General features: G+C 43.1%; 20 protein-coding genes. 18 read left to right on the forward strand and 2 right to left on the reverse strand.

Going from position 1 to position 18,738, the window contains the following annotated elements; genetic code table 11:
- The first annotated feature begins 4 nt into the window (after window positions 1-4).
- From DYP60_RS12870 to DYP60_RS12895, 6 genes are read left to right on the forward strand one after another with little or no spacing between them, the layout of a single operon-like run.
- Window positions 5-841 carry an ABC transporter permease gene (locus DYP60_RS12870; protein WP_117331425.1) on the forward strand — a complete coding sequence of 279 codons (837 nt, stop codon included), beginning with the start codon at window positions 5-7 and terminating at the stop codon, window positions 839-841.
- Window positions 842-853: 12 nt separating this feature from the next.
- Entirely contained in the window at window positions 854-1,861 is a 1,008-nt protein-coding gene (locus DYP60_RS12875; RefSeq protein ID WP_117331426.1) for an ABC transporter ATP-binding protein, read from the forward strand.
- A complete protein-coding gene (locus tag DYP60_RS12880; protein ID WP_117331427.1) occupies window positions 1,848-2,861 on the forward strand; it encodes an ABC transporter ATP-binding protein in 1,014 nt (337 codons plus the stop codon). The genes DYP60_RS12875 and DYP60_RS12880 overlap by 14 nt, the downstream gene beginning before the upstream one ends.
- Window positions 2,854-3,873 (forward strand): enolase C-terminal domain-like protein, encoded by a 1,020-nt coding sequence (locus DYP60_RS12885; RefSeq protein WP_165849579.1) that lies wholly within the window; start codon window positions 2,854-2,856, stop codon window positions 3,871-3,873. Before DYP60_RS12880 ends, DYP60_RS12885 begins: the two co-directional genes overlap by 8 nt.
- Window positions 3,874-3,876: 3 nt before the next feature.
- Window positions 3,877-4,350: a GNAT family N-acetyltransferase gene (locus DYP60_RS12890; protein WP_117331429.1), complete on the forward strand. Its 474-nt coding sequence runs from the start codon at window positions 3,877-3,879 to the stop codon at window positions 4,348-4,350.
- Window positions 4,347-5,393, forward strand: coding sequence for a serine hydrolase domain-containing protein (locus DYP60_RS12895; RefSeq protein ID WP_117331430.1), 1,047 nt, complete (start codon window positions 4,347-4,349; stop codon window positions 5,391-5,393). The genes DYP60_RS12890 and DYP60_RS12895 overlap by 4 nt, the downstream gene beginning before the upstream one ends.
- A 36-nt stretch (window positions 5,394-5,429) precedes the next feature.
- On the opposite strand, the gene DYP60_RS14065 is transcribed toward DYP60_RS12895, so the two are convergent.
- Window positions 5,430-5,729 (reverse strand): helix-turn-helix domain-containing protein, encoded by a 300-nt coding sequence (locus DYP60_RS14065; RefSeq protein WP_133299348.1) that lies wholly within the window; start codon window positions 5,727-5,729, stop codon window positions 5,430-5,432.
- A gap of 28 nt (window positions 5,730-5,757) precedes the next feature.
- On the reverse strand, window positions 5,758-6,066 hold the full coding sequence (locus DYP60_RS14335; protein WP_165849580.1) for a hypothetical protein: 309 nt from the start codon (window positions 6,064-6,066) through the stop codon (window positions 5,758-5,760).
- Between the two features lie 633 nt (window positions 6,067-6,699).
- On the opposite strand from DYP60_RS14335, the gene DYP60_RS12900 reads away from it, so the two are divergent.
- From DYP60_RS12900 to rfbD, 12 genes are all read left to right on the forward strand, one after another.
- Complete coding sequence (locus DYP60_RS12900; protein ID WP_117331431.1) at window positions 6,700-7,251, forward strand: winged helix-turn-helix transcriptional regulator; 552 nt, start codon at window positions 6,700-6,702, stop codon at window positions 7,249-7,251.
- 206 nt (window positions 7,252-7,457) lie between these two features.
- The gene (locus tag DYP60_RS12905) at window positions 7,458-8,117 is read left to right on the forward strand and encodes a sugar transferase (RefSeq protein ID WP_240622886.1); all 660 of its coding nucleotides are present in this window, start codon (window positions 7,458-7,460) and stop codon (window positions 8,115-8,117) included.
- A gap of 8 nt (window positions 8,118-8,125) precedes the next feature.
- The gene (locus DYP60_RS12910; RefSeq protein ID WP_117331433.1) at window positions 8,126-9,325 is read left to right on the forward strand and encodes a glycosyltransferase family 4 protein; all 1,200 of its coding nucleotides are present in this window, start codon (window positions 8,126-8,128) and stop codon (window positions 9,323-9,325) included.
- On the forward strand, window positions 9,322-10,353 hold the full coding sequence (locus DYP60_RS12915; RefSeq protein ID WP_206363144.1) for a polysaccharide biosynthesis protein: 1,032 nt from the start codon (window positions 9,322-9,324) through the stop codon (window positions 10,351-10,353). Before DYP60_RS12910 ends, DYP60_RS12915 begins: the two co-directional genes overlap by 4 nt.
- Complete coding sequence (locus DYP60_RS12920) at window positions 10,353-11,207, forward strand: SDR family oxidoreductase (protein WP_117331434.1); 855 nt, start codon at window positions 10,353-10,355, stop codon at window positions 11,205-11,207. The genes DYP60_RS12915 and DYP60_RS12920 overlap by 1 nt, the downstream gene beginning before the upstream one ends.
- Before the next feature lie 21 nt (window positions 11,208-11,228).
- Window positions 11,229-12,356, forward strand: coding sequence for a non-hydrolyzing UDP-N-acetylglucosamine 2-epimerase (wecB, locus tag DYP60_RS12925; protein WP_117331435.1), 1,128 nt, complete (start codon window positions 11,229-11,231; stop codon window positions 12,354-12,356).
- 10 nt (window positions 12,357-12,366) lie between these two features.
- On the forward strand, window positions 12,367-13,557 hold the full coding sequence (gene wzy / locus DYP60_RS12930) for an oligosaccharide repeat unit polymerase (RefSeq protein WP_117331436.1): 1,191 nt from the start codon (window positions 12,367-12,369) through the stop codon (window positions 13,555-13,557).
- A complete protein-coding gene (locus DYP60_RS12935) occupies window positions 13,554-14,687 on the forward strand; it encodes a glycosyltransferase (protein WP_117331437.1) in 1,134 nt (377 codons plus the stop codon). The genes wzy and DYP60_RS12935 overlap by 4 nt, the downstream gene beginning before the upstream one ends.
- Window positions 14,688-14,715: 28 nt before the next feature.
- Window positions 14,716-15,720 carry a glycosyltransferase gene (locus tag DYP60_RS12940; RefSeq protein ID WP_165849582.1) on the forward strand — a complete coding sequence of 335 codons (1,005 nt, stop codon included), beginning with the start codon at window positions 14,716-14,718 and terminating at the stop codon, window positions 15,718-15,720.
- 465 nt (window positions 15,721-16,185) lie between these two features.
- Entirely contained in the window at window positions 16,186-17,151 is a 966-nt protein-coding gene (locus DYP60_RS12945) for a glycosyltransferase (protein ID WP_117331439.1), read from the forward strand.
- Window positions 17,151-18,035 (forward strand): glucose-1-phosphate thymidylyltransferase RfbA, encoded by an 885-nt coding sequence (gene rfbA, locus DYP60_RS12950; protein ID WP_117331440.1) that lies wholly within the window; start codon window positions 17,151-17,153, stop codon window positions 18,033-18,035. The genes DYP60_RS12945 and rfbA overlap by 1 nt, the downstream gene beginning before the upstream one ends.
- 9 nt (window positions 18,036-18,044) lie before the next feature.
- On the forward strand, window positions 18,045-18,738 hold a 694-nt coding region (rfbD, locus tag DYP60_RS12955; RefSeq protein ID WP_117331441.1), incomplete at its 3' end, for a dTDP-4-dehydrorhamnose reductase.

The following is an 18,738-nucleotide window of genomic DNA, read 5'->3' on the forward strand; positions in this document are numbered from 1 at the left end:
TGCTATGAAAACACCAAGAATTGTACGAAACAAAATAGCACTTGCAGGGCTTATTGTCATTCTTCTCTATGTATTGATGAGTATCGTCTCGCTCTTCTGGTTGCCCTTCAATCCGGTTGCGATGAACTCAGCGGAGGTTCTGCAAGGACCGTCCCTCGCCAGTGGCCATCTCTTTGGCACCGATGAGTTCGGTAGGGATGTCCTCTCGAGAATCATGAAAGGGACCTCTGTCTCATTCATTATCAGCGTCAGCGCGACTGCTTTGGGTGCTGTGATAGGCATCTTCATGGGCGTGTGGGCAGGATATCTTGGAGGGAAGACCGATAATGCAATCATGCGTTTTGCAGATATTCTCTTCGCCTTTCCTTCCCTGTTACTCGCCATCTTTATCATGGCAATACTGGGAGAACACACCTATAACGTGGTACTGGCGATTGGTATTGTCTACATCCCTCAGTTTGCAAGAATCAGCAGGGGATCAATTATTGCCTTGAAAGGCAATGAGTTTATCCGTGCCGCGAAGTCAAATGGAGCTGGCAGGACCTATATCCTGAGACACCATCTCCTGCCCAATATAACCGCTCCCTTAATCGTCCAGATCTCCTTGTCGCTTTCAACAGCTATTCTACTTGAATCGGCGTTGAGCTTCCTGGGACTTGGAGTACAACCTCCAGACCCTTCCTGGGGAAATATGCTCAGCAGTGCCCGAAAGGTCATGATGTTTGCACCGTGGACAGCAATCTATCCTGGACTCGCCATTGTCCTGTTGGTTTTAGGATTCAACCTCTTGGGTGATGGCCTGAGAGATATCCTGGACCCCAGACTACGGAACGTCAGGTAGGAGGTGCTGGATATGCATGAAACAACTATTTTGCAAGTAGAAGGCCTGGTTACCGAGTTCAAGTCTGAACGTGGTATCGTCAACGCAGTAAACAAGGTTTCCTTTGACCTGGAGCGGGGACAGACACTGGGAATTGTGGGAGAGTCGGGTTCCGGGAAATCGGTAACCAACCTCTCCATTCTCCGCCTGATCGAATACCCTCCTGGGAGGATTACCGGAGGGAAGGTCCTCTTCCATGACCAGGACCTGCTCAGCGTGAGCGAGAACGAAATGCTTTCCATCAGAGGGAAGCATATCTCCATGATCTTCCAGGATCCGCTCACTTCCTTGAATCCAGTGATCAAGGTATGGAAGCAAATTGCTGAGACCTTGATGCTCCACCAGGGGATGAAGAAGCAAGAGGCAAAGAAGCAGGCCATTGAGCTGCTCAGAATCATTGGCATCCCAGACCCTGAGATGCGCGCTGAGTGTTATCCTCATCAGTTCTCCGGGGGAATGCGCCAGCGTGTCATGATTGCGATGGCGCTCTCCTGCAACCCTGATATCCTCATTGCCGATGAACCGACCACTGCCCTGGATGTTACCATCCAGGCACAGATCCTTGATCTCATCCGAGAGAAGAAGGAACAGTATCAGACCTCGGTCATTATGATCACCCATGACCTGGGGGTCATCGCAGAGATGTGCGACCAGGTATGCGTCATGTATGCCGGTCGTATCGTGGAGCGCGCTGGGGTGGAGGCGCTCTTCGGGAGTCCGAAGCACCCCTATACGAGAGGGCTGCTTGAATCCATCCCTCGTATGGGGAACGTGGGTACCCAGCGACTCCATTCGATCAAGGGTTCCCCTCCTGATCTGGCAAACCTTCCGCCTGGTTGTCCATTCCGCGACCGTTGTGATAAGGCGATGGATATTTGTGCCTCCCAGCTTCCTCCAGAGGTCGTGCTCCAAGAGGCAGAGGGAGAGAGAACCGTCGCATGTTGGTTGTATCCTCAGGAGGGTAAGCATGGCAGAGCGTGAGACATTGTTGGAAGTAAGAGACCTCAAGGTCCATTTTCCCCTAGAGAAGGGCATCCTGTTCAAGCGAAAGGTAGGAGCTGTGCGAGCGGTGGATGGTATTTCCTTCACCGTCCAGCAAGGTGAAGCCTTGGGATTGGTCGGAGAGTCAGGCTGCGGAAAATCCACCACCATCTTGGCAATCTCCCGCCTGGAGCGGATTACCGGTGGAGAGGTCCTGTTCTCCGGTGTTGATCTTGCCAGCCTGAGTGAGAGTGACCTGACAAGGGAGCGACAGAACTTTCAGATTATCTTCCAGGATCCATACTCCTCCCTCGATCCCCGAATGCGGGCAATCGACATTGTCGCTGAGCCCATGAGTATCTTCGTAAAGAAAGGCTTGCTCTCCTTGAGTGAGGAGGAGATTAAAGAGAAAGCACTCTCCCTCTTGGAGCGGTGTGGTCTCTCTTCCATCTACGCAAACCGCTATCCGCATGAGTTCTCCGGTGGTCAGCGTCAGCGTATTGGAATTGCAAGGGCACTCTCCTTGGGACCAAAGTTGATCCTCGCAGATGAGCCGGTCAGTGCACTGGATGTTTCCATCCAGTCACAGATCCTGAACCTGCTCAAGGACCTACAGAAGGAGTTTGACCTTACCTTTCTCTTCATCGCTCATGACCTTTCGGTTGTTGAATACTTCTGTGACCGTATTGCTGTAATGTATCTGGGCAATATAGTGGAGATGGCCTCCAGCAAGGAGCTGAATGACAACCCCCTGCACCCCTATACCAGAGCCTTGCTCTCCGCTGTTCCTGTCCCTGACCCCATTGCAGCAAAGAAGAGGAAGCGAATAATCCTGAAAGGAGACGTTCCCTCCCCATCTGCAGTTCGCCCTGGCTGTCCGTTCTATGAGCGGTGTCCGAAGGCCATGCCAAGGTGCAAGGAAGTAAAGCCTATTCTGACAGAGCAGGGAAAAAACCACCAGGTGGCGTGCTTGTTGTATGAGGAGTCCTCTGATGCTTGAAGTGACCGCAGTTCCTGCAAAGCTTATGCTGAAAACTCCCTTCCATATAGCTCACGGTAGCTGTGACTACCGTGAGAATGTGTTCCTGCAAATGAAAACAGACAAGAAGACTGCCTATGGGGAGGCTGCCGTCGTTCCCTACTATGGGGTTACCAAAGAGCAGATCCTTGAGGACTTGCAGCATACCATTACCCCAGAGATGATACGAGAAAACCAAACACTGGAAGTGGTCAATTCATTCTCTTACACCATGAGTGCCTGTGCGTACACCACAGCCATGCTTGGCTTGCAAGAGAAGGCTCCCGATCAGTCAAATAGTAACTCCGTACGGGGTTCTTCCTTTACCATCGCCTATATCTCCGACATGCAGCGCATGTTGGAGGCTATTGCAAGTTGCGGGTTCTCTACTATTAAGTTGAAAGCAGGGTTCCCCGATGATGTACAGCGTATCACGTTGATCAGGGAACGCTTCCCTGACCTACGTATCCGCCTTGATGCTAACCAGGGATGGAGCTTTAGTGAAGCCCAATCAATCATTGAGCAGTTACAAGACCAAAATATCGAGCTGATAGAGGAGCCGATCGCAGGAAGCCCTGAAGCGTTGAGAGTTCTCTCCTCGCTCAGTGATATTCCCATCATTCTTGATGAGACAGTCCAGACCCTGGACGACCTTACGCGGTATGCAGGTAGTGTAGCTGGCATCGTTGTGAAGATTGCTAAGAGTGGAGGCCCCCAGGCAGCAAAGAGGCTCATACAGGAAGCTGAGAAGCATTCCCTCGATGTACTGCTCAGTTGCATGGTTGAGTCCTCTCTCGCGGTTACCAGTGCCCTCACGCTCGAACCGCTCTGTAAGTGGATTGACCTCGATGGCCCAATACTCCTTGCTGATGACCCGTTCTCTGGATTAACCTATAGGAATGAGCTTCCCTTTGGTGCGCTACAGGAACTCACTCCCTCGCCCAAACTCCTCGAGCTCTTCGCCTCCACCAAGCCTTTCATTCTGGAGCCATGAACCATGCAGATACGTCAAATCAGAGAAGAAGATATTCCTGTATGTGCACAACTTGCCAATACTCTTCCCTTGGGTAAGACCTACGGGTTTGAGACAAAAGATTGGATCAGAAAATTGACAAAGGCACGCAATGAAGAGGGGAACCTCCTCTTCATTGCTGAGGAGGAAGGCAGGCTTGCCGGGTTTGCCTGGGTACATACCCATGGTGCATTCCTCGCTGCCCCCTATCTCCGCTTCATAGCCGTAGACCCCAGCTTCCAGGGTAGAGGGGTCGGTATCCTGCTCCTCAAGGAGTTTGAGGAACAGACCCGCAATCTTAAGAAAGATTGGTTTCTTCTTGTCTCAGAATTCAATATTGGAGCACAGCAGTTCTATGAGAAGCACGGCTACCAGAGAGTAGGGGCCCTTCCTGACTTTGCCAAGGAGGGGATTACAGAGGTGATCATGGTAAAGAAACACGAGAGAAGAAACAAATGAACACGACGCTCGATAATCTCAGCCCCATCCTAACCGAATACATACAAGAGCAGTACTTCTCTGCAGTTGCCGTAGGGGTCTATCAGGCAGGGGAAGCAAAGATAAAGACGTGGGGCACCACTACGTGGGGTGGCCCACCTCTTACTCCCTCCCATCTTTACGACCTTGCATCCTTGACCAAGCTCTACACCACTATGGCAGTTCTGAAACTCATGCATGAACAACGGTTCCAGGAACATACCAAGATTATCGATCTTCTCCCTTTTGAGAATCTGCAACTCAAACAGCAACTAGGGCATCTAACTGTTTCTGAGTTGTTGACCCACCACTCAGGGCTACCTGCCTGGTACCCGTTCTATACACGAAGAGGGGAAGATTTTCAGACCATTCTTCAAGACTTACTCAAAGAGCACCCGATTACCGATACAATGATCTATTCCGACATCAACTTCATACTTCTTGGCCTGATCGTCAGTAATACAACAAATCTGTGCTTGCATGAGGCAATACAGACATTGGTCTTGAACCCACTCGGATTAAAAGAGACTACCTACCACCCGGACTCTTCGCTCTGTGTGGCTACCGAATATGGGAACCAGATAGAGAAGCAGATGGTCCATGACCGTGGTTTATCTTTCAACGGATGGAGAGATGAAACCACCCCTATCAAAGGCTCCTGTAATGATGGGAACGCCCACTACTTTTTCCAGGGTGTTTCCGGCCACGCTGGCTTATTCTCATCTCCTCAGGATGTGCTTACCTTTGGGAAGGCTTTTCTAAGTGCTGACCATGCGAAACTGGATGCACGGCTCTATAGCAACACAATCAAAGACTGGGGAGAGGGCAGAGGCTATGGGATACAGTTCGGAGAACTCTATCCTGACCAGGGTTTTGGTCACACTGGTTTTACCGGTACCTACCTCTATGTGAATCCAAAGAGGGATCTGGTAATTACCATCCTGACCAATCGACTACATACACAGACGGTGAGAAATATTAATTCAATAAGACTTGAGATTGTGGGGAGATTGCTGGGTCCATGACACTATCTTTGAAGACCAGCAATCGGCCCAGTCTCGTCAATAATAGTAGAGAGATGTTTCAAGGCAACGTTGCTTAACCGGTACCGTGTTCAGTTGTACTTCCAGAAACAACCGAGAGACAAACTCAGTAAGTCGAATACCATACGCCTGGCAATAGATGCCCAGCGTCGTGGTCGTTGGGTAGTTCTGGTTTCGCCGTCCCTCTCGCAAGCTGATTGTGCTCTTACTGAATGGTGTTATCTCTTCCAGTTTTCCTTGGCTTATTCCACACTCCTTACGCAGTACCTTAAGCGTCCAGGCTACATGAGACGGCATTACATCCAAGATTATCTTCATCTGCTGTTCAACAGAAAAGCCATAGGTGTTACCTAATGCTGTTGGGTGTTGGGTGTTGGGTGTTGGGTGTTGGGTGTTGGGTGTTGGGTGTTGGGTGTTGGGTGTTGGGTGTTGGGTGTTGGCCGCGCGAACCGACCTCTGCGTAGTCCAGAAAGGTCAGAACGTTGAATCTCAGGGCATGGCAGAGTCGTAGGATCGTATCCAGCTTTGGTCGCCAGTCGGGATTTGTTGTGATTTCGGTAATCCACCTGGGATTCGATCCGGTTCGCGCGGCAAGCAATGTTTCGTCTACTTTGCTCTCTTGCATTGCCCATACGAGTGCTTCTTGGAATTGCATATACGTAACCTCCAATCTTGTTAGGTACCTCCTAAGGGAGATGGGGTTTGGTATTGCTTCAAGGAATTTGGAAAATGATTTTCTTTATAACGGCAGAAGTGGGATGTGCTTCTTCCAATGTAAGAGGCTTACCATCTGTACAGTATTTGCAAGAAAAAACTGACATGTATATGCTGATGGCAGGATTCTCTGTCTTGTAAGCAGAAGAAAGTGACGCATGATCGTCAAAATTGTAAAGAAAATCCAAATTCTGAGTTGATGGTAACCAGAAGTAGTGGTAGTATGGTTTCAAGCGTGTGAAGTAGTAAAGGATAACAACTAGAGACTTCTTGTGTCATAGCTGTAACGTTCTGCTTCCTTAGCGGGTTTTTCTTCTTGCAGGAAGGTTCTCTTCCTGACTTGGAGATATATACCGAGTATGTTCCGGCAGCCGGTATATAACGGGATGGTATTAGTGGTTCCTGCATTACCCTCAAGTGGTATGTTGTAGCGAAGCTGTGCATCCTGTTCCCTGCTTTTTCACCTAACACAGGGCAATATAACCAAAGCCTTTCTTCGAAGGGTTTCCCCTTCGAAACAGAGCTACCCATATTTTACGTTCAAAAAATGAACAAAATGTTCTGACATAATTGTATGCAAAGCGAACCAACAACTAAGGAATTCTCTATTCTCTCTTACATTGAGCAAAACTCAGATGCCACCCAAAGAGAGTTGTCTGAGCATGTTGGTGTGTCCTTGGGGATGATCAACATTTTGTTGAAGCGCTTGGTTAAGAAAGGGTTTGTTAAGATAGAACGACTCCAATCCAACTCAGTTAAGTACTTCCTTACTCCCCAGGGTATCGCCAGTAAGCTCGAGAGAACCTATGGGTATATTGTGAGGACGTATAGGGAGCTCGAGACATATAAAGAAAGAGTTGGTATGGTAGCTCAGCAAATTGCCAAAAAGTATACGGTAGAAACCGTATACTTCTTTGGACCTAACGATGAGTTTGCTGCCATGATCTCTGCCTTTATCAGGCTGGATAGTAGCGAAGGTCCAGAAATAAAGATTATTCATGAAGAGAAAGATCTTCTGGAGTATTCGAAGAAAGTACCCATCCTTATTTGGGACCATGAATACGCCGAAGCATTGGAAGGTTCTGGGTATTCATGGATGAACATAATGCAATCCTTGGATGTCTAAGGGGATATCGGTGCCAGAAGAGGAGCCAGGTAGTGCCAGGTTTCCTATACTTGGCTCCTCTTAATGCACCAACTGGCTCCGTCCGGGAGGTTTATATCCTAAAGGAATGATGGGCGTGAGGTGAGAGAAATGTGGCATTTCACCAAAACGCTGAGAGGAAGTGATGAAAACGCTGTATGGGAACTGAAGCTTTGAAATCTGAAAATTTGAAAGACCATAGTAGAAAAGGAGTTTCTCCAGTCTATCTATGTGTTAAGCGATCCCTTGATTTCATATCTTCTCTATTGGCTTTAATTGTCCTTTCTCCCATATTCCTGATTCTCATCATTGCCATCAAGCTTGATTCCAAAGGGCCTGTCTTGTTCAAGCAGAAACGTGTTGGTATCCATAAAACACATTTCAATATTCTCAAGTTCCGGACTATGCGTATAGATACTCCTAATGATGTTCCGACTCATCAGCTCAAAAACCCTGAACAGTACATTACCAAAGTAGGGAAGTTCCTCAGAAAGACCAGTTTGGATGAGCTTCCCCAGATCTGGAACATTTTCGTTGGCCAGATGTCTGTCATTGGTCCAAGACCAGCTCTTTGGAACCAGTACGATCTAATCGAAGAGCGAGAAAAGTATGGAGCAAATGATGTTCCAGTCGGTCTAACAGGTTGGGCTCAGATAAATGGGCGGGACTCTATTACCATTGAATTAAAGGCCAAGTTGGATGGCGAGTACATAAAGAGGTTTGGACTGATTATGGATTTACGATGCTTTGTTGGGAGTATAGTGTCGGTGTTGAAAAGTGATGGGGTTGTGGAAGGGGAAGCAGGGAGTATGAACCTGAATGAAAAATCCTCTGCAAACCACAAATAAAAATAAAAATGAAGATACTCTGTGTTTGTCAGTATTACTATCCAGAGAATTTCCAGGTAACTCCGATATGCGAGCAATTGGTGGCTGATGGATATGAAGTGACAGTGTTGACAGGTCTTCCTAACTATCCTACAGGAATTATTCCGGATGACTACAAAAAAAGCAACCGTGACGAAACCATTAATGGAGTGCATGTTGTTAGGTGTAAAGAAATAGGACGTAAGAATGGTCCAGTATGGCTTGGGATTAATTATATTAGTTTCTACATATCCTCTATGAAAATGGTAGATAAACTTCCAGCTGATTTTGATATAGTATTTGTTTATCAACTTTCTCCAGTATTTATGGGATTACCAGGACGCAAATATGCGATGAAGCATAATGTTCCCTTGTTTTTGTATTGTTGTGATTTATGGCCAGAGTCAATAAAGATGTATGTGAAAAATGAACGGAATGTATTTTACAAATGGGCGAGATATGTTAGTAGAAAGGTATATGTTTCTTGTAATAGAATTGCAGTACAATCTCTTAGTTTCATCAATTATCTTAATATAACTCATTCGATAGATAAAAATAAATTGATATACATTCCCGCTTTTGCTGATGAAAAATATCTAACCATCGACTTTACGCCAGAAGATAAAAATTTTATAGATTTTCTATTTCTCGGTAATATTGGGATTGCTCAAAACCTTTTCTCAGTTGTAAATGCATTTAAAATTGCTTGTGAGAAAAGGTCTATGCGTCTTCATATTGTTGGAGACGGAACTTGTCTGCAGGATTTGCAGCATTATGTTGTTGAGGTAGGGTTGAAAGATACAGTATTTTTTTATGGACGAAGATCCGTTGATCAAATGCCAAGATTTTATAAAATTGCTGATGCCTGCATAGTCTCTTTAAATGCTGATAATGCTACAGGGTATACACTCCCTTCAAAAGTTCAGGGATATATGGCAGCAGGAAAACCGATAATTGGGATGATTGATGGATCGGCTCGAGAGGTTATTAAAGAATCGAATTGTGGAATATGTGTTCCTGCAAATGATGTAGATGGTTTTGCAAACGCACTATGTTCATTTGCCCGTGATAAATGTTTTCATGAGATGTATGCGAATAATGGACGTTCATATTTTAAAAAAAACTTTAGTAAAAAAGGTTTTATGAACGCGTTAGAGAAAGAAATTTCAAGTTTAGGAAATAATGCATGAATTTGTTTAAAAAGAAAACTTTATTAATCACTGGCGGTACTGGTTCTTTTGGAAATGCTGTACTGGAACGCTTTCTTGAAACTGACATAGCAGAAATCCGAATCTTCTCCCGAGATGAGAAGAAACAGGATGACATGCGCCACTTCTACAAGAACGATAAGATCAAGTACTACATCGGTGATGTACGCGATTACCGTAGCATTCGTGATGCTCTTAATGGTGTCGACTACGTATTCAGTGCGGCAGCATTTAAACAGGTCCCCTCTTGTGAGTTCTTCCCCATGGAGGCAGTAAAGACCAACGTTGTAGGTACAGATAACGTCCTGACCGCCTGCATCAATGCAGGGGTGAAGAAGGTTATCTGCCTTTCTACCGATAAGGCAGCCTATCCGATCAATGCCATGGGAACCAGCAAGGCAATGATGGAGAAGGTGTTTGTTGCCAAGTCAAGGACGGTCTCCGAGGACCGGACTCTTATCTGTGGTACACGCTACGGGAATGTGCTTTGCTCCAGAGGCTCCGTGGTCCCTCTCTTTGTTGAGCAGATCAAGGCAGGCAAGCCCCTGACGGTGACCGATCCCTCCATGACCCGCTTCATCATGACCTTGGAAGAGGCCGTAGACTTGGTCCTCTATGCCTATGAGCATGCACATACCGGGGACATCCTGGTCCAGAAGGCACCGGCAAGTACCATCGGTGACCTTGCCCAGGCAGTGAAAGAGCTCTTCCACGCAGACAATGAGATAAAGACCATCGGTATCAGGCATGGGGAGAAGATGTATGAGACTCTGCTCACCAATGAGGAGTGTGCAAATGCCATGGACCTGGGTAACTTCTACCGGGTACCTGCCGATAACCGTGACCTGAACTATGACAAGTACTTCATCGACGGTAAAGTAGGAGGATCGACATTGACCGAATTCAATTCAAGCAATACTCGTCTTCTATCAGTAGAAGAAATTAAGGAAGTCCTCCAGAAATTACCCTTTATCAAAGAAGAACTTTCCAAGTGGGGGAGGGGAATATAATGAGATTTCTAATCCTCGGCTGCAACGGCATGGCTGGGCACACCATATCCCAATATATGCAACATCAGGGACACGATGTCCTTGGTTTCGACCGGAACCTTTCTCCATTAGTAAAAAGCATAGCTGGCGATGCCACTGATACGGATATTTTAAGGAAACTGATTGCATCTGGAAATTTCGATGCAATCATCAATTGCATCGGTATTCTCAATCAATTCGCCGAGGAGCGAAAGTCTCTTGCAGTGTTCCTCAATTCTTACTTGCCTCATTTTTTAGCCGATGTCACGGCTGAACTAGATACGCAAGTGATTCACATGAGCACAGATTGTGTCTTCTCTGGTGAGCGAGGTGGATATACCGAGCAGGACCTACGAGATGGGACAACGTTCTATGATAGGACGAAGGCTCTAGGAGAGCTCGAGGACGGTAAGAACTTGACTCTGAGAAACTCAATAGTTGGGCCAGACACCAATCCGCAAGGAATTGGGCTGTTCAATTGGTTTATGCAACAAGAAGGGCCGATCAGTGGCTATTCCAGAGCCATGTGGACCGGGCAGACCACACTCCAACTGGCAAAGACCATGGAGCAGGCTGCTAAGGAGAGAATAAGCGGGCTGATTAATGCAGTACCTGATGAACCCATAAGCAAATATGACCTATTGATGTTGTTTAATAAATACTTTCGTGGAGGGTCGGTCGAGATTATCCCTAATGCTGATTTCGTAGCTGACAAATCCCTGAAGCGGACTCGATTTGAGTTCAGCTACAGAATTCCTGATTACGAAAGGATGGTATACGAGCTATATAAATGGGTAATGGCCCACAGTGAGCTCTATCCCCATTACCATCAATAATTATTACTAGAAGGACAAAGTATGCACAAACTGAAGTTAATGACCATTGTAGGGACCAGACCTGAGATAATCAAGCTTTCTGAGACCATCAAGAAATGCGACCAGTATTTTGATCACATATTGGTACATACCGGGCAGAACTACGATTATCAATTGAACGAGGTTTTTCTTAAAAATTTAGGAATAAGGGAGCCCGATTATTATCTCGATGTAGTGGGAGAGAATCTTGGCCAAACAATGGGGAATGTAATTTCAAAATCCTATGAACTTATGGCTCAAGTAAAACCAGATGCGATAATAGTGTTAGGGGATACAAATTCCTGTCTTTGCGTTATTTCAGCAAAGAGGCTTCATATACCTGTGTTTCACATGGAAGCAGGAAATAGGTGCAAAGATGAAAACCTGCCTGAAGAAGTTATCAGAAGGATTGTAGACGTAACAAGCGATATTAATCTTTGTTATTCTGAGCATGCTAGAAGATATATTCTTGAGTCTGGGGTAAAATCAGAATATACATTTGTTGTTGGTTCTCCAATGAAAGAAGTCTTGGATGGTTGCCTTGATAAGATTGATAAAAGTGAGATACTTGATGATCTTGACTTGGAGGCGGGGAAGTATATCCTTCTTTCTGCACATCGAGAAGAGAACATAGATAATGAAGAAAACTTTTTAAGCCTTATGACTGCGGTTAATGCTATGGCAGAGAAGTATGATATGCCTATTCTATATTCTTGTCATCCGAGATCAAAGAAGTATATCCAACAACGAGGCTTCGTATTTGATAAGCGTGTTATTCAGCATCAGCCACTGGGATTCTTTGATTACAATAAATTGCAAAAAAATGCATTTTGTGTAGTATCGGACAGCGGAACGCTTCCAGAAGAAAGTGCATATTTTAAGTTTCCAGCGGTATCCGTTCGCACGTCTACTGAACGTCCAGAAGCGATGGATAAAGGCGTGTTCACAATAGGATCTATAACCACTGAGCAAGTGTTGCAAGCCGTGAATCTCGCTGTAGAAATGTATAGAAATAGTGACGTCGCTAGTAACGTTTCTAGCTATGAAGATGTTAATGTAAGTATAAAAGTGGTTAAAATAATACAAAGCTATACTGGCATAATAAATAGACTTATTTGGAGAAAAGAGTAGGTTAACCTGAATGGGAGCATTTGTAATTGGAAGTTTTTATGTAATTGTTCATGTTATTACTGCATATTACTTGTTGAAGGCCGATGAATATGTTGGGGAAGCTTATTCTGTTGGAAAGATAAATATTAGTGGGTTGTTGATAGTTGTAATTTTGTTGATGACGATTCTTGGATATTATATCATTAACAATTTATATAAAAAATCTAACAAAATTAGATCGAAATTTTCAATAAGATTCAGCACCAACAAATTACATTCTTTCTATTTTATGATGCTCTTATTGTCGTTGTATCTTTTCTTTGATGCGAGCATTGGAAGCGCTGTTAATGCTGGCGAATCAAAACTATCATTTTTGGTTGGTATTTTTAGCGTGCGTGCTTTATTTCCAATATATTATGTAGTTGAGAGAAAGAAAGACTGGCGATTTGTTGTAAATGTATTATTCTATTGCACTCTTAGATTACTTCAAGGGTGGACTGGCTTTTTACTTGATATAGCAATAATGGAAGTATTAATAAGGCTTAAGGATACAAAACTTACAAATAGCAAAATAATAGTATCCGTTATTGCTCCGATTGCTCTTTTATTTAGTGCTGGACTTGCTTATTCAGTACTCTACCCGATAAAAAATTATATCAGGTTTGATCAGTCAAGTATTAGATTCTTGCCATTCTTGGATGGGTTATCTGCAATTATTAATAGAGTATCTTTCTTTTCTCAATCAATAGCATCCATTCAAACGGCTAGCATTACAAAAGCAATTTATGCAGCACAATCAATTATTCTCGGAGAAATCAAATCAATCTTCCGACCTTTAGTCCCAAGCTTTTTAATGGATAAGTCAATGTATAGTTTATCTTTATGTATTAAACAGTCCTTTGTTAATTATGCTGTCTCGGGTACTTCTTTGAATGTTGGGATTTTATCATATGCTCACAATCTAGCCAATGCAGATTTTCTTAGTTTCTTATTTTGGATTATCTTAACCATTTTTCTTGTTAGAATATTTTTGGTCATATTCGCTTCAATATATTGTAATGGAAATAATCATGTTTTGTATTATTTGCTTTTATTAAATGTATATAATGTAGCTTCAATTGAATCGGTGTTTTCTTATGGTTATTTACCGTTGTTTTTGATGTTGCCATTTTTAATGCTATTTGGAATCATACGTATTAGTTTTACGCGAGGTAATATATGAAGATTTTGATTGTGACACAGGGGTATTATCCAGGACAAAAATATGGAGGACCACCGGTTAGCATTAAAAATTTTTGTGATCTAATGGTTCAAAGTATAGAAGTATTTATTATTACACTAAACCATGATCTAGGTGATTCTCAAGTATATCAAAGTATAGCGCAAGGGTGGAATATTCTAGGGAATTGTTCAGTAATGTATTTACAAGACAAATGTTTTAATAGAAATACATTTGAGCGAGAAATTTGCATGTTGAAACCAGATGTTATTTATCTACAGAGTCTTTTTCAACAGTGTGTATTACCGGTAACTATGATTGCAAAGAAAATGAATTTGAAATTATTATTAGCTCCTAGAGGGGAGTTGTGCTCTGGAGCAATGAAAAAGAAATATAAGAAGTTGCCGTATATTTTCTTATTGAGGATGCTTGGATTAACAAGAAAAATAGCATTTCAATCCACTAGTCCGGAAGAGACGAATGATATTGTCAAGTACTTTGGAGTGCAAAGTAATGTCTATTACTTGGAAAACATTCCATCCAAACCTCGTACTGAATATAATCAGAGATTTAAGGAAAGTGGAGTTGCGAGAATTATTTTTATTTCACGAATTGTTGAAAAAAAGAACTTACTTTATGCCTTAATTTGTTTACAGTCAGTCACAGAAGGAGATGTTGTTTTCGATGTTTTTGGCTCTATTGAAGATGAGGGATACTGGGAGAAGTGTTTAAAAGCTAGCGATAAGCTATCACCAAATATCAAATTTACATATAGAGGAGAATTAGCACATGATGATGTACAAAATGTGATGTCTAATTATGATGTTTTTATTCTACCGACATATAGTGAAAATTACGGACATGTAATTGCTGAGGCCTTATCTGTTTCTGTTCCTGTTATCATTAGCAATACCACTCCATGGAATTGTGTTAATGAGGAGAGGGCCGGATGGGCTATCCCCTTAGATAATAGAAATGGCTTTGTTGATGCAATTAATAATATTATCAGTATGAACAATTCTCAGTATGTCATTTTGAGTAGAAATGCAAAAACTCTATTTGAAAATAGTAGTAGATATGAAAAGCTAAAGGAGAAATATTTGTTTGCTTTAAAACAAATAGTAAAAAATTGACTTTATGAAATCTATTTGGTTTTTTCCTATGAAAACAGACAATGAATACACAACAATGATGCGTGCTTGCATCAATGAAAAAGAATTTTTGTTATCACCAAATAATTCTTTAATAGATTTGATACGATGCGATATTGTTCATATCAACTGGTTTGAAAATCTATCTTCAAATCGTATAAAAAAGTTATTAGTATTTTTATGTAAGATCGTGTTTTTCATATTTGTAAAAACCTCCAAGAAAACTCTTATCTATACATTTCATAACAAGAAACCACATGACAACAACAGTAGATTGAGTTTAGCATTAATGAAAATGCAAGAACGGTTATCGGACCAAATTATAATTCATAGTATCTACAGTAAGCAGTTTTTAGAGAAGAGGAATCAATGGAAGGCATTTTATGTGCCACATCCGAACTATGTAAATGCATATCATGATAATATTCAGTATCAGAATATAAAGGATAATGATAAACAGTTGGTTTTTCTGTGCTTTGGAGCAGTAAGGCCATATAAAAATCTTGAAGTAGTTATTGATTCTGCTAATTATCTCAAAGATAGAAATATCAAATTCCTAATCTGCGGTAGCTGTAAATCAAAAAAATATAGAAGTGATTTATATAATAGAGTTGAAAGTGGTAATGTTAAGTTCGATTTTAGGTTTATATCGAATGATGAAATACCTTCACTGATTGGTGTGTGTGATGCAATGATTTTACCTTATGATACAACATCGTCATTAAACTCAGGGGCGGCAATTCTCTCATTCTCTTTTGCAAAAACTGTTTTATCTTCAAACATTGGGACGGTAGAGGACTTGAAGAACACTGGAAATGTTTATCTATACAATTATTCATCAGATCCAAGGGTTCATGCAGACAGGTTGGTCGAACAAATTGAAAAATTGATCAATGATTATAATAAAGATCCTAACATTTTGCTTAACAAAGGTAAAAGGCTCCAGGGGGTGGTGATAAAATATAACTCTACTGAAACTGTTTCAAAATTGCTAACGGAAGTTTATTCTCAATAATCATTAGCTTTGAAACAAAATTATTGGGACTTTGAATTACTATTCCTATTCCTTGTAGTGTAGTCAACCTTAATCATTTTGGGAAATGGTCCAGCTCGTTGGGCTTATCATATTTTTCTTTTGCATGTGAAAGTCAAGGATTTTTTTCTTTGGTGGGGGTGAAGATTTCCGTATCTTAAGTGGTCAAATTTAGGATAGCGCTTCCAAAGCGACGAGATTACGTGGCTTCGACACTTCAACTGGGCCACCGAACCAGAACAAACTAAGCCACTAAATGAAGAAGACTGGACCACCCACAACAATAATAATCATGATACATCTTGAATGATGCTTATTGCTTAGATTTCGATGATGATTTTAATATAACCTTCCTTTAATTAAGACATCAAAGTTGTAAGTGTCAGAAATAGGATTTATTGTAGAAATAATTTTTCCACTTATATTCCGAGGGTTTAAAAAAATATTATGAAAAAGTATAATAATACTCTAATTATTGTTCTAAATTGGAATCATTCTTCTAGAACAGTTGAATTCATACAGAACCTTCGTTCAGTAGAAAAGAATTGTGATATTCTTGTTATTGACAATGGTTCAACTGTTAGTGAAAAAGAAATAATTCAAGATTATATAACTAAGCTTGGGGGGGCAATTTTTTGTGAATCAGATATTACAATTGAGAATACCAATATTATCAACGATGTTTTCTTGCTGCTGCTTAGTAAAAATTATGGATATGCAAAAGGTAATAACTTTGGGTTAAAATTGTCCAATCATTTGGGCTATTCGTATTCTTTGATTTGTAACAATGATGTTCTATTTAAAAGTTCTCTGATAAATTCTTTAGAAGAGATTATGGATTCTCGATTAGATGTTGCTGCTTTAGGACCAAAGGTCGTTGGGTTGGATAATAAACTACAAGGGCCATATTCAAAACAATATTATTTGTTTTTATCTATTGTTCAATTATTATATCCAATATTTTTATTACCTTGGAAACTTATAATAATTTTTCGAAATTTTTATTATTCTTTACCTCGTGATAGAATTCATTTGGTCTATAGATTAATGGGTTGTTGTATGATGTTAAGAAACAATGCTTTAGAAAAAGTTGACTATTTTGATGAAAATACGTTTCTATATTGCGAAGAGATGATCTTAGCGGAAAAGTTCAAAAGTTTTTATCTACTAACTGCATATACAAATAAAATAGTAGTAGTTCATATGCATGGTCTAAGTACAAGAGATTTTGATAACCAAGAACGGTTAAAAATTTTTCTTAAATCACTTTCATACTATCTAGTAACTTATAGAGGTTATAGTAAGATTTCTTTATTTATTATTAAGCAGATGTACTATGTAATGAATAATTTTTGGTTGCCAATTTCAAGAAAATTTAAAACCTTATTTATTAATATTCTAAGAGGGTTTTAATGAAAAGTATAATTCTGGCTGGTGGTGCAGGAACACGTTTATATCCCTTGACCATGGTGACGAGCAAGCAGCTTCTGCCGGTGTATGACAAGCCGATGATCTACTACCCTCTCTCCACCCTGATGCTTGCAGGGATCCAGGACATCCTGATCATCTCCACCCCTGAGGACACCCCCCGGTTCGAGCATCTCCTGGGGGATGGCAACCAGTTCGGCGTCCATCTCTCCTACAAGGTACAACCATCTCCCGATGGCCTTGCCCAGGCCTTCCTGCTGGGGGAGGATTTCATCGGGGATGATGCCTGTGCCATGGTGCTGGGAGACAACATCTTCTATGGGAACGGGTTCTCCCCGCTGTTGAGGCAGGCTGTGGGGGATGCAGAGGCAGGAAAGGCAACGGTATTCGGTTATTACGTCCCGGATCCCGAGCGCTTCGGGGTGGTGGAGTTCGACCAGGAAGGAAGAGCCGTATCCCTTGAGGAAAAACCAGCAAACCCAAAAAGCAACTATGCAGTCACCGGGCTCTATTTTTATGACAGACGGGTGGTTCAGCTTGCGAAGCATGTGAAACCCTCCTCCCGTGGAGAGCTCGAGATCACAGATCTGAACCGGCTTTACCTGGAAGCAGGGGACCTGCATGTCCAGTTGCTGGGCAGGGGGTTTGCCTGGCTCGATACCGGTACGATGGACAGCCTGGTGGATGCAGCGGACTTTGTCCGCATGATCGAGAAGAGACAGGGAATCAAGATATCGGCACCTGAGGAGATCGGGTTCCGAAATGGATGGATCAGCAGGGAGGAACTGCTTGCAAGCGCCTCCCGCTACGGGAAGAGTCCTTACGGCGAGCACCTCAGACAGGTTGCTGAAGGCCGCATACACTATTAGGATACAGGCATGGTAATTCTTATAACCGGGGCCAGGGGACAGCTTGGCAGCGAACTGAACAGCATACTCCAGAGGGGATCCAGTGAACTGGGAGAGATTCCTGCAACCTACGCAGGATGCGAGGTCCTCGCAGTCGATGTGGACGAACTGGACATCACCTCGGCGGATGCGGTGGACTCCTTCTTTTCTCGGCACAAGCCTGATCTTGTCTTCAACTGTGCAGCCATGACCAATGTGGATGGCTGTGAAAGTGACGAGGAAAGTGCCTACAGGGTCAATGCACTCGGACCCATGAACCTGGCCGGCGCCTCCCAGAAGCATGGCTCACGCCTGCTGCATGTCTCCACCGACTATGTGTTCAGGGGGGATGGGGAGAGACCCTATACCGAGCATGACACCCCCAGTCCCAATACCGCCTACGGGAGGACCAAGCTTGCAGGGGAGAAGGCCATGCTCGACTCATGCGGTAACAGCTGCATCTGCCGCACCGCCTGGCTCTACGGGTACGTGGGGAACAACTTCGTCAAGACAATGCTGCGCCTGGCCAGGGAGAACGGCAGGCTGAAGGTGGTAGGGGACCAGGTGGGGAATCCCACCAGTGCCGTGGATCTGGCCTACCAGCTGGTACTGCTGGGAGCCTCCACGGAGACCGGCATCTTCCACTGCACCTGTGGGGGGGAGCCGGTAAGCTGGCATGCCTTTG

It is taken from the genome of Sphaerochaeta halotolerans (assembly GCF_003429665.1).
Classification (GTDB): Bacteria; Spirochaetota; Spirochaetia; order Sphaerochaetales; family Sphaerochaetaceae; genus Sphaerochaeta; species Sphaerochaeta halotolerans.

Bases quoted from the DNA above. Each gene is read 5' to 3' on its own strand.
- DYP60_RS12870 (WP_117331425.1), top strand. From the start codon at position 5: ATGAAAACACCAAGAATTGTACGAAACAAAATAGCACTTGCAGGGCTT.
- DYP60_RS12875 (WP_117331426.1), top strand. From the start codon at position 854: ATGCATGAAACAACTATTTTGCAAGTAGAAGGCCTGGTTACCGAGTTC.
- DYP60_RS12880 (WP_117331427.1), top strand. From the start codon at position 1,848: ATGGCAGAGCGTGAGACATTGTTGGAAGTAAGAGACCTCAAGGTCCAT.
- DYP60_RS12885 (WP_165849579.1), top strand. From the start codon at position 2,854: ATGCTTGAAGTGACCGCAGTTCCTGCAAAGCTTATGCTGAAAACTCCC.
- DYP60_RS12890 (WP_117331429.1), top strand. From the start codon at position 3,877: ATGCAGATACGTCAAATCAGAGAAGAAGATATTCCTGTATGTGCACAA.
- DYP60_RS12895 (WP_117331430.1), top strand. From the start codon at position 4,347: ATGAACACGACGCTCGATAATCTCAGCCCCATCCTAACCGAATACATA.
- DYP60_RS14065 (WP_133299348.1), bottom strand. From the start codon at position 5,729: ATGAAGATAATCTTGGATGTAATGCCGTCTCATGTAGCCTGGACGCTT.
- DYP60_RS14335 (WP_165849580.1), bottom strand. From the start codon at position 6,066: ATGCAATTCCAAGAAGCACTCGTATGGGCAATGCAAGAGAGCAAAGTA.
- DYP60_RS12900 (WP_117331431.1), top strand. From the start codon at position 6,700: ATGCAAAGCGAACCAACAACTAAGGAATTCTCTATTCTCTCTTACATT.
- DYP60_RS12910 (WP_117331433.1), top strand. From the start codon at position 8,126: ATGAAGATACTCTGTGTTTGTCAGTATTACTATCCAGAGAATTTCCAG.
- DYP60_RS12915 (WP_206363144.1), top strand. From the start codon at position 9,322: ATGAATTTGTTTAAAAAGAAAACTTTATTAATCACTGGCGGTACTGGT.
- DYP60_RS12920 (WP_117331434.1), top strand. From the start codon at position 10,353: ATGAGATTTCTAATCCTCGGCTGCAACGGCATGGCTGGGCACACCATA.
- wecB (WP_117331435.1), top strand. From the start codon at position 11,229: ATGCACAAACTGAAGTTAATGACCATTGTAGGGACCAGACCTGAGATA.
- wzy (WP_117331436.1), top strand. From the start codon at position 12,367: ATGGGAGCATTTGTAATTGGAAGTTTTTATGTAATTGTTCATGTTATT.
- DYP60_RS12935 (WP_117331437.1), top strand. From the start codon at position 13,554: ATGAAGATTTTGATTGTGACACAGGGGTATTATCCAGGACAAAAATAT.
- DYP60_RS12940 (WP_165849582.1), top strand. From the start codon at position 14,716: ATGAAAACAGACAATGAATACACAACAATGATGCGTGCTTGCATCAAT.
- DYP60_RS12945 (WP_117331439.1), top strand. From the start codon at position 16,186: ATGAAAAAGTATAATAATACTCTAATTATTGTTCTAAATTGGAATCAT.
- rfbA (WP_117331440.1), top strand. From the start codon at position 17,151: ATGAAAAGTATAATTCTGGCTGGTGGTGCAGGAACACGTTTATATCCC.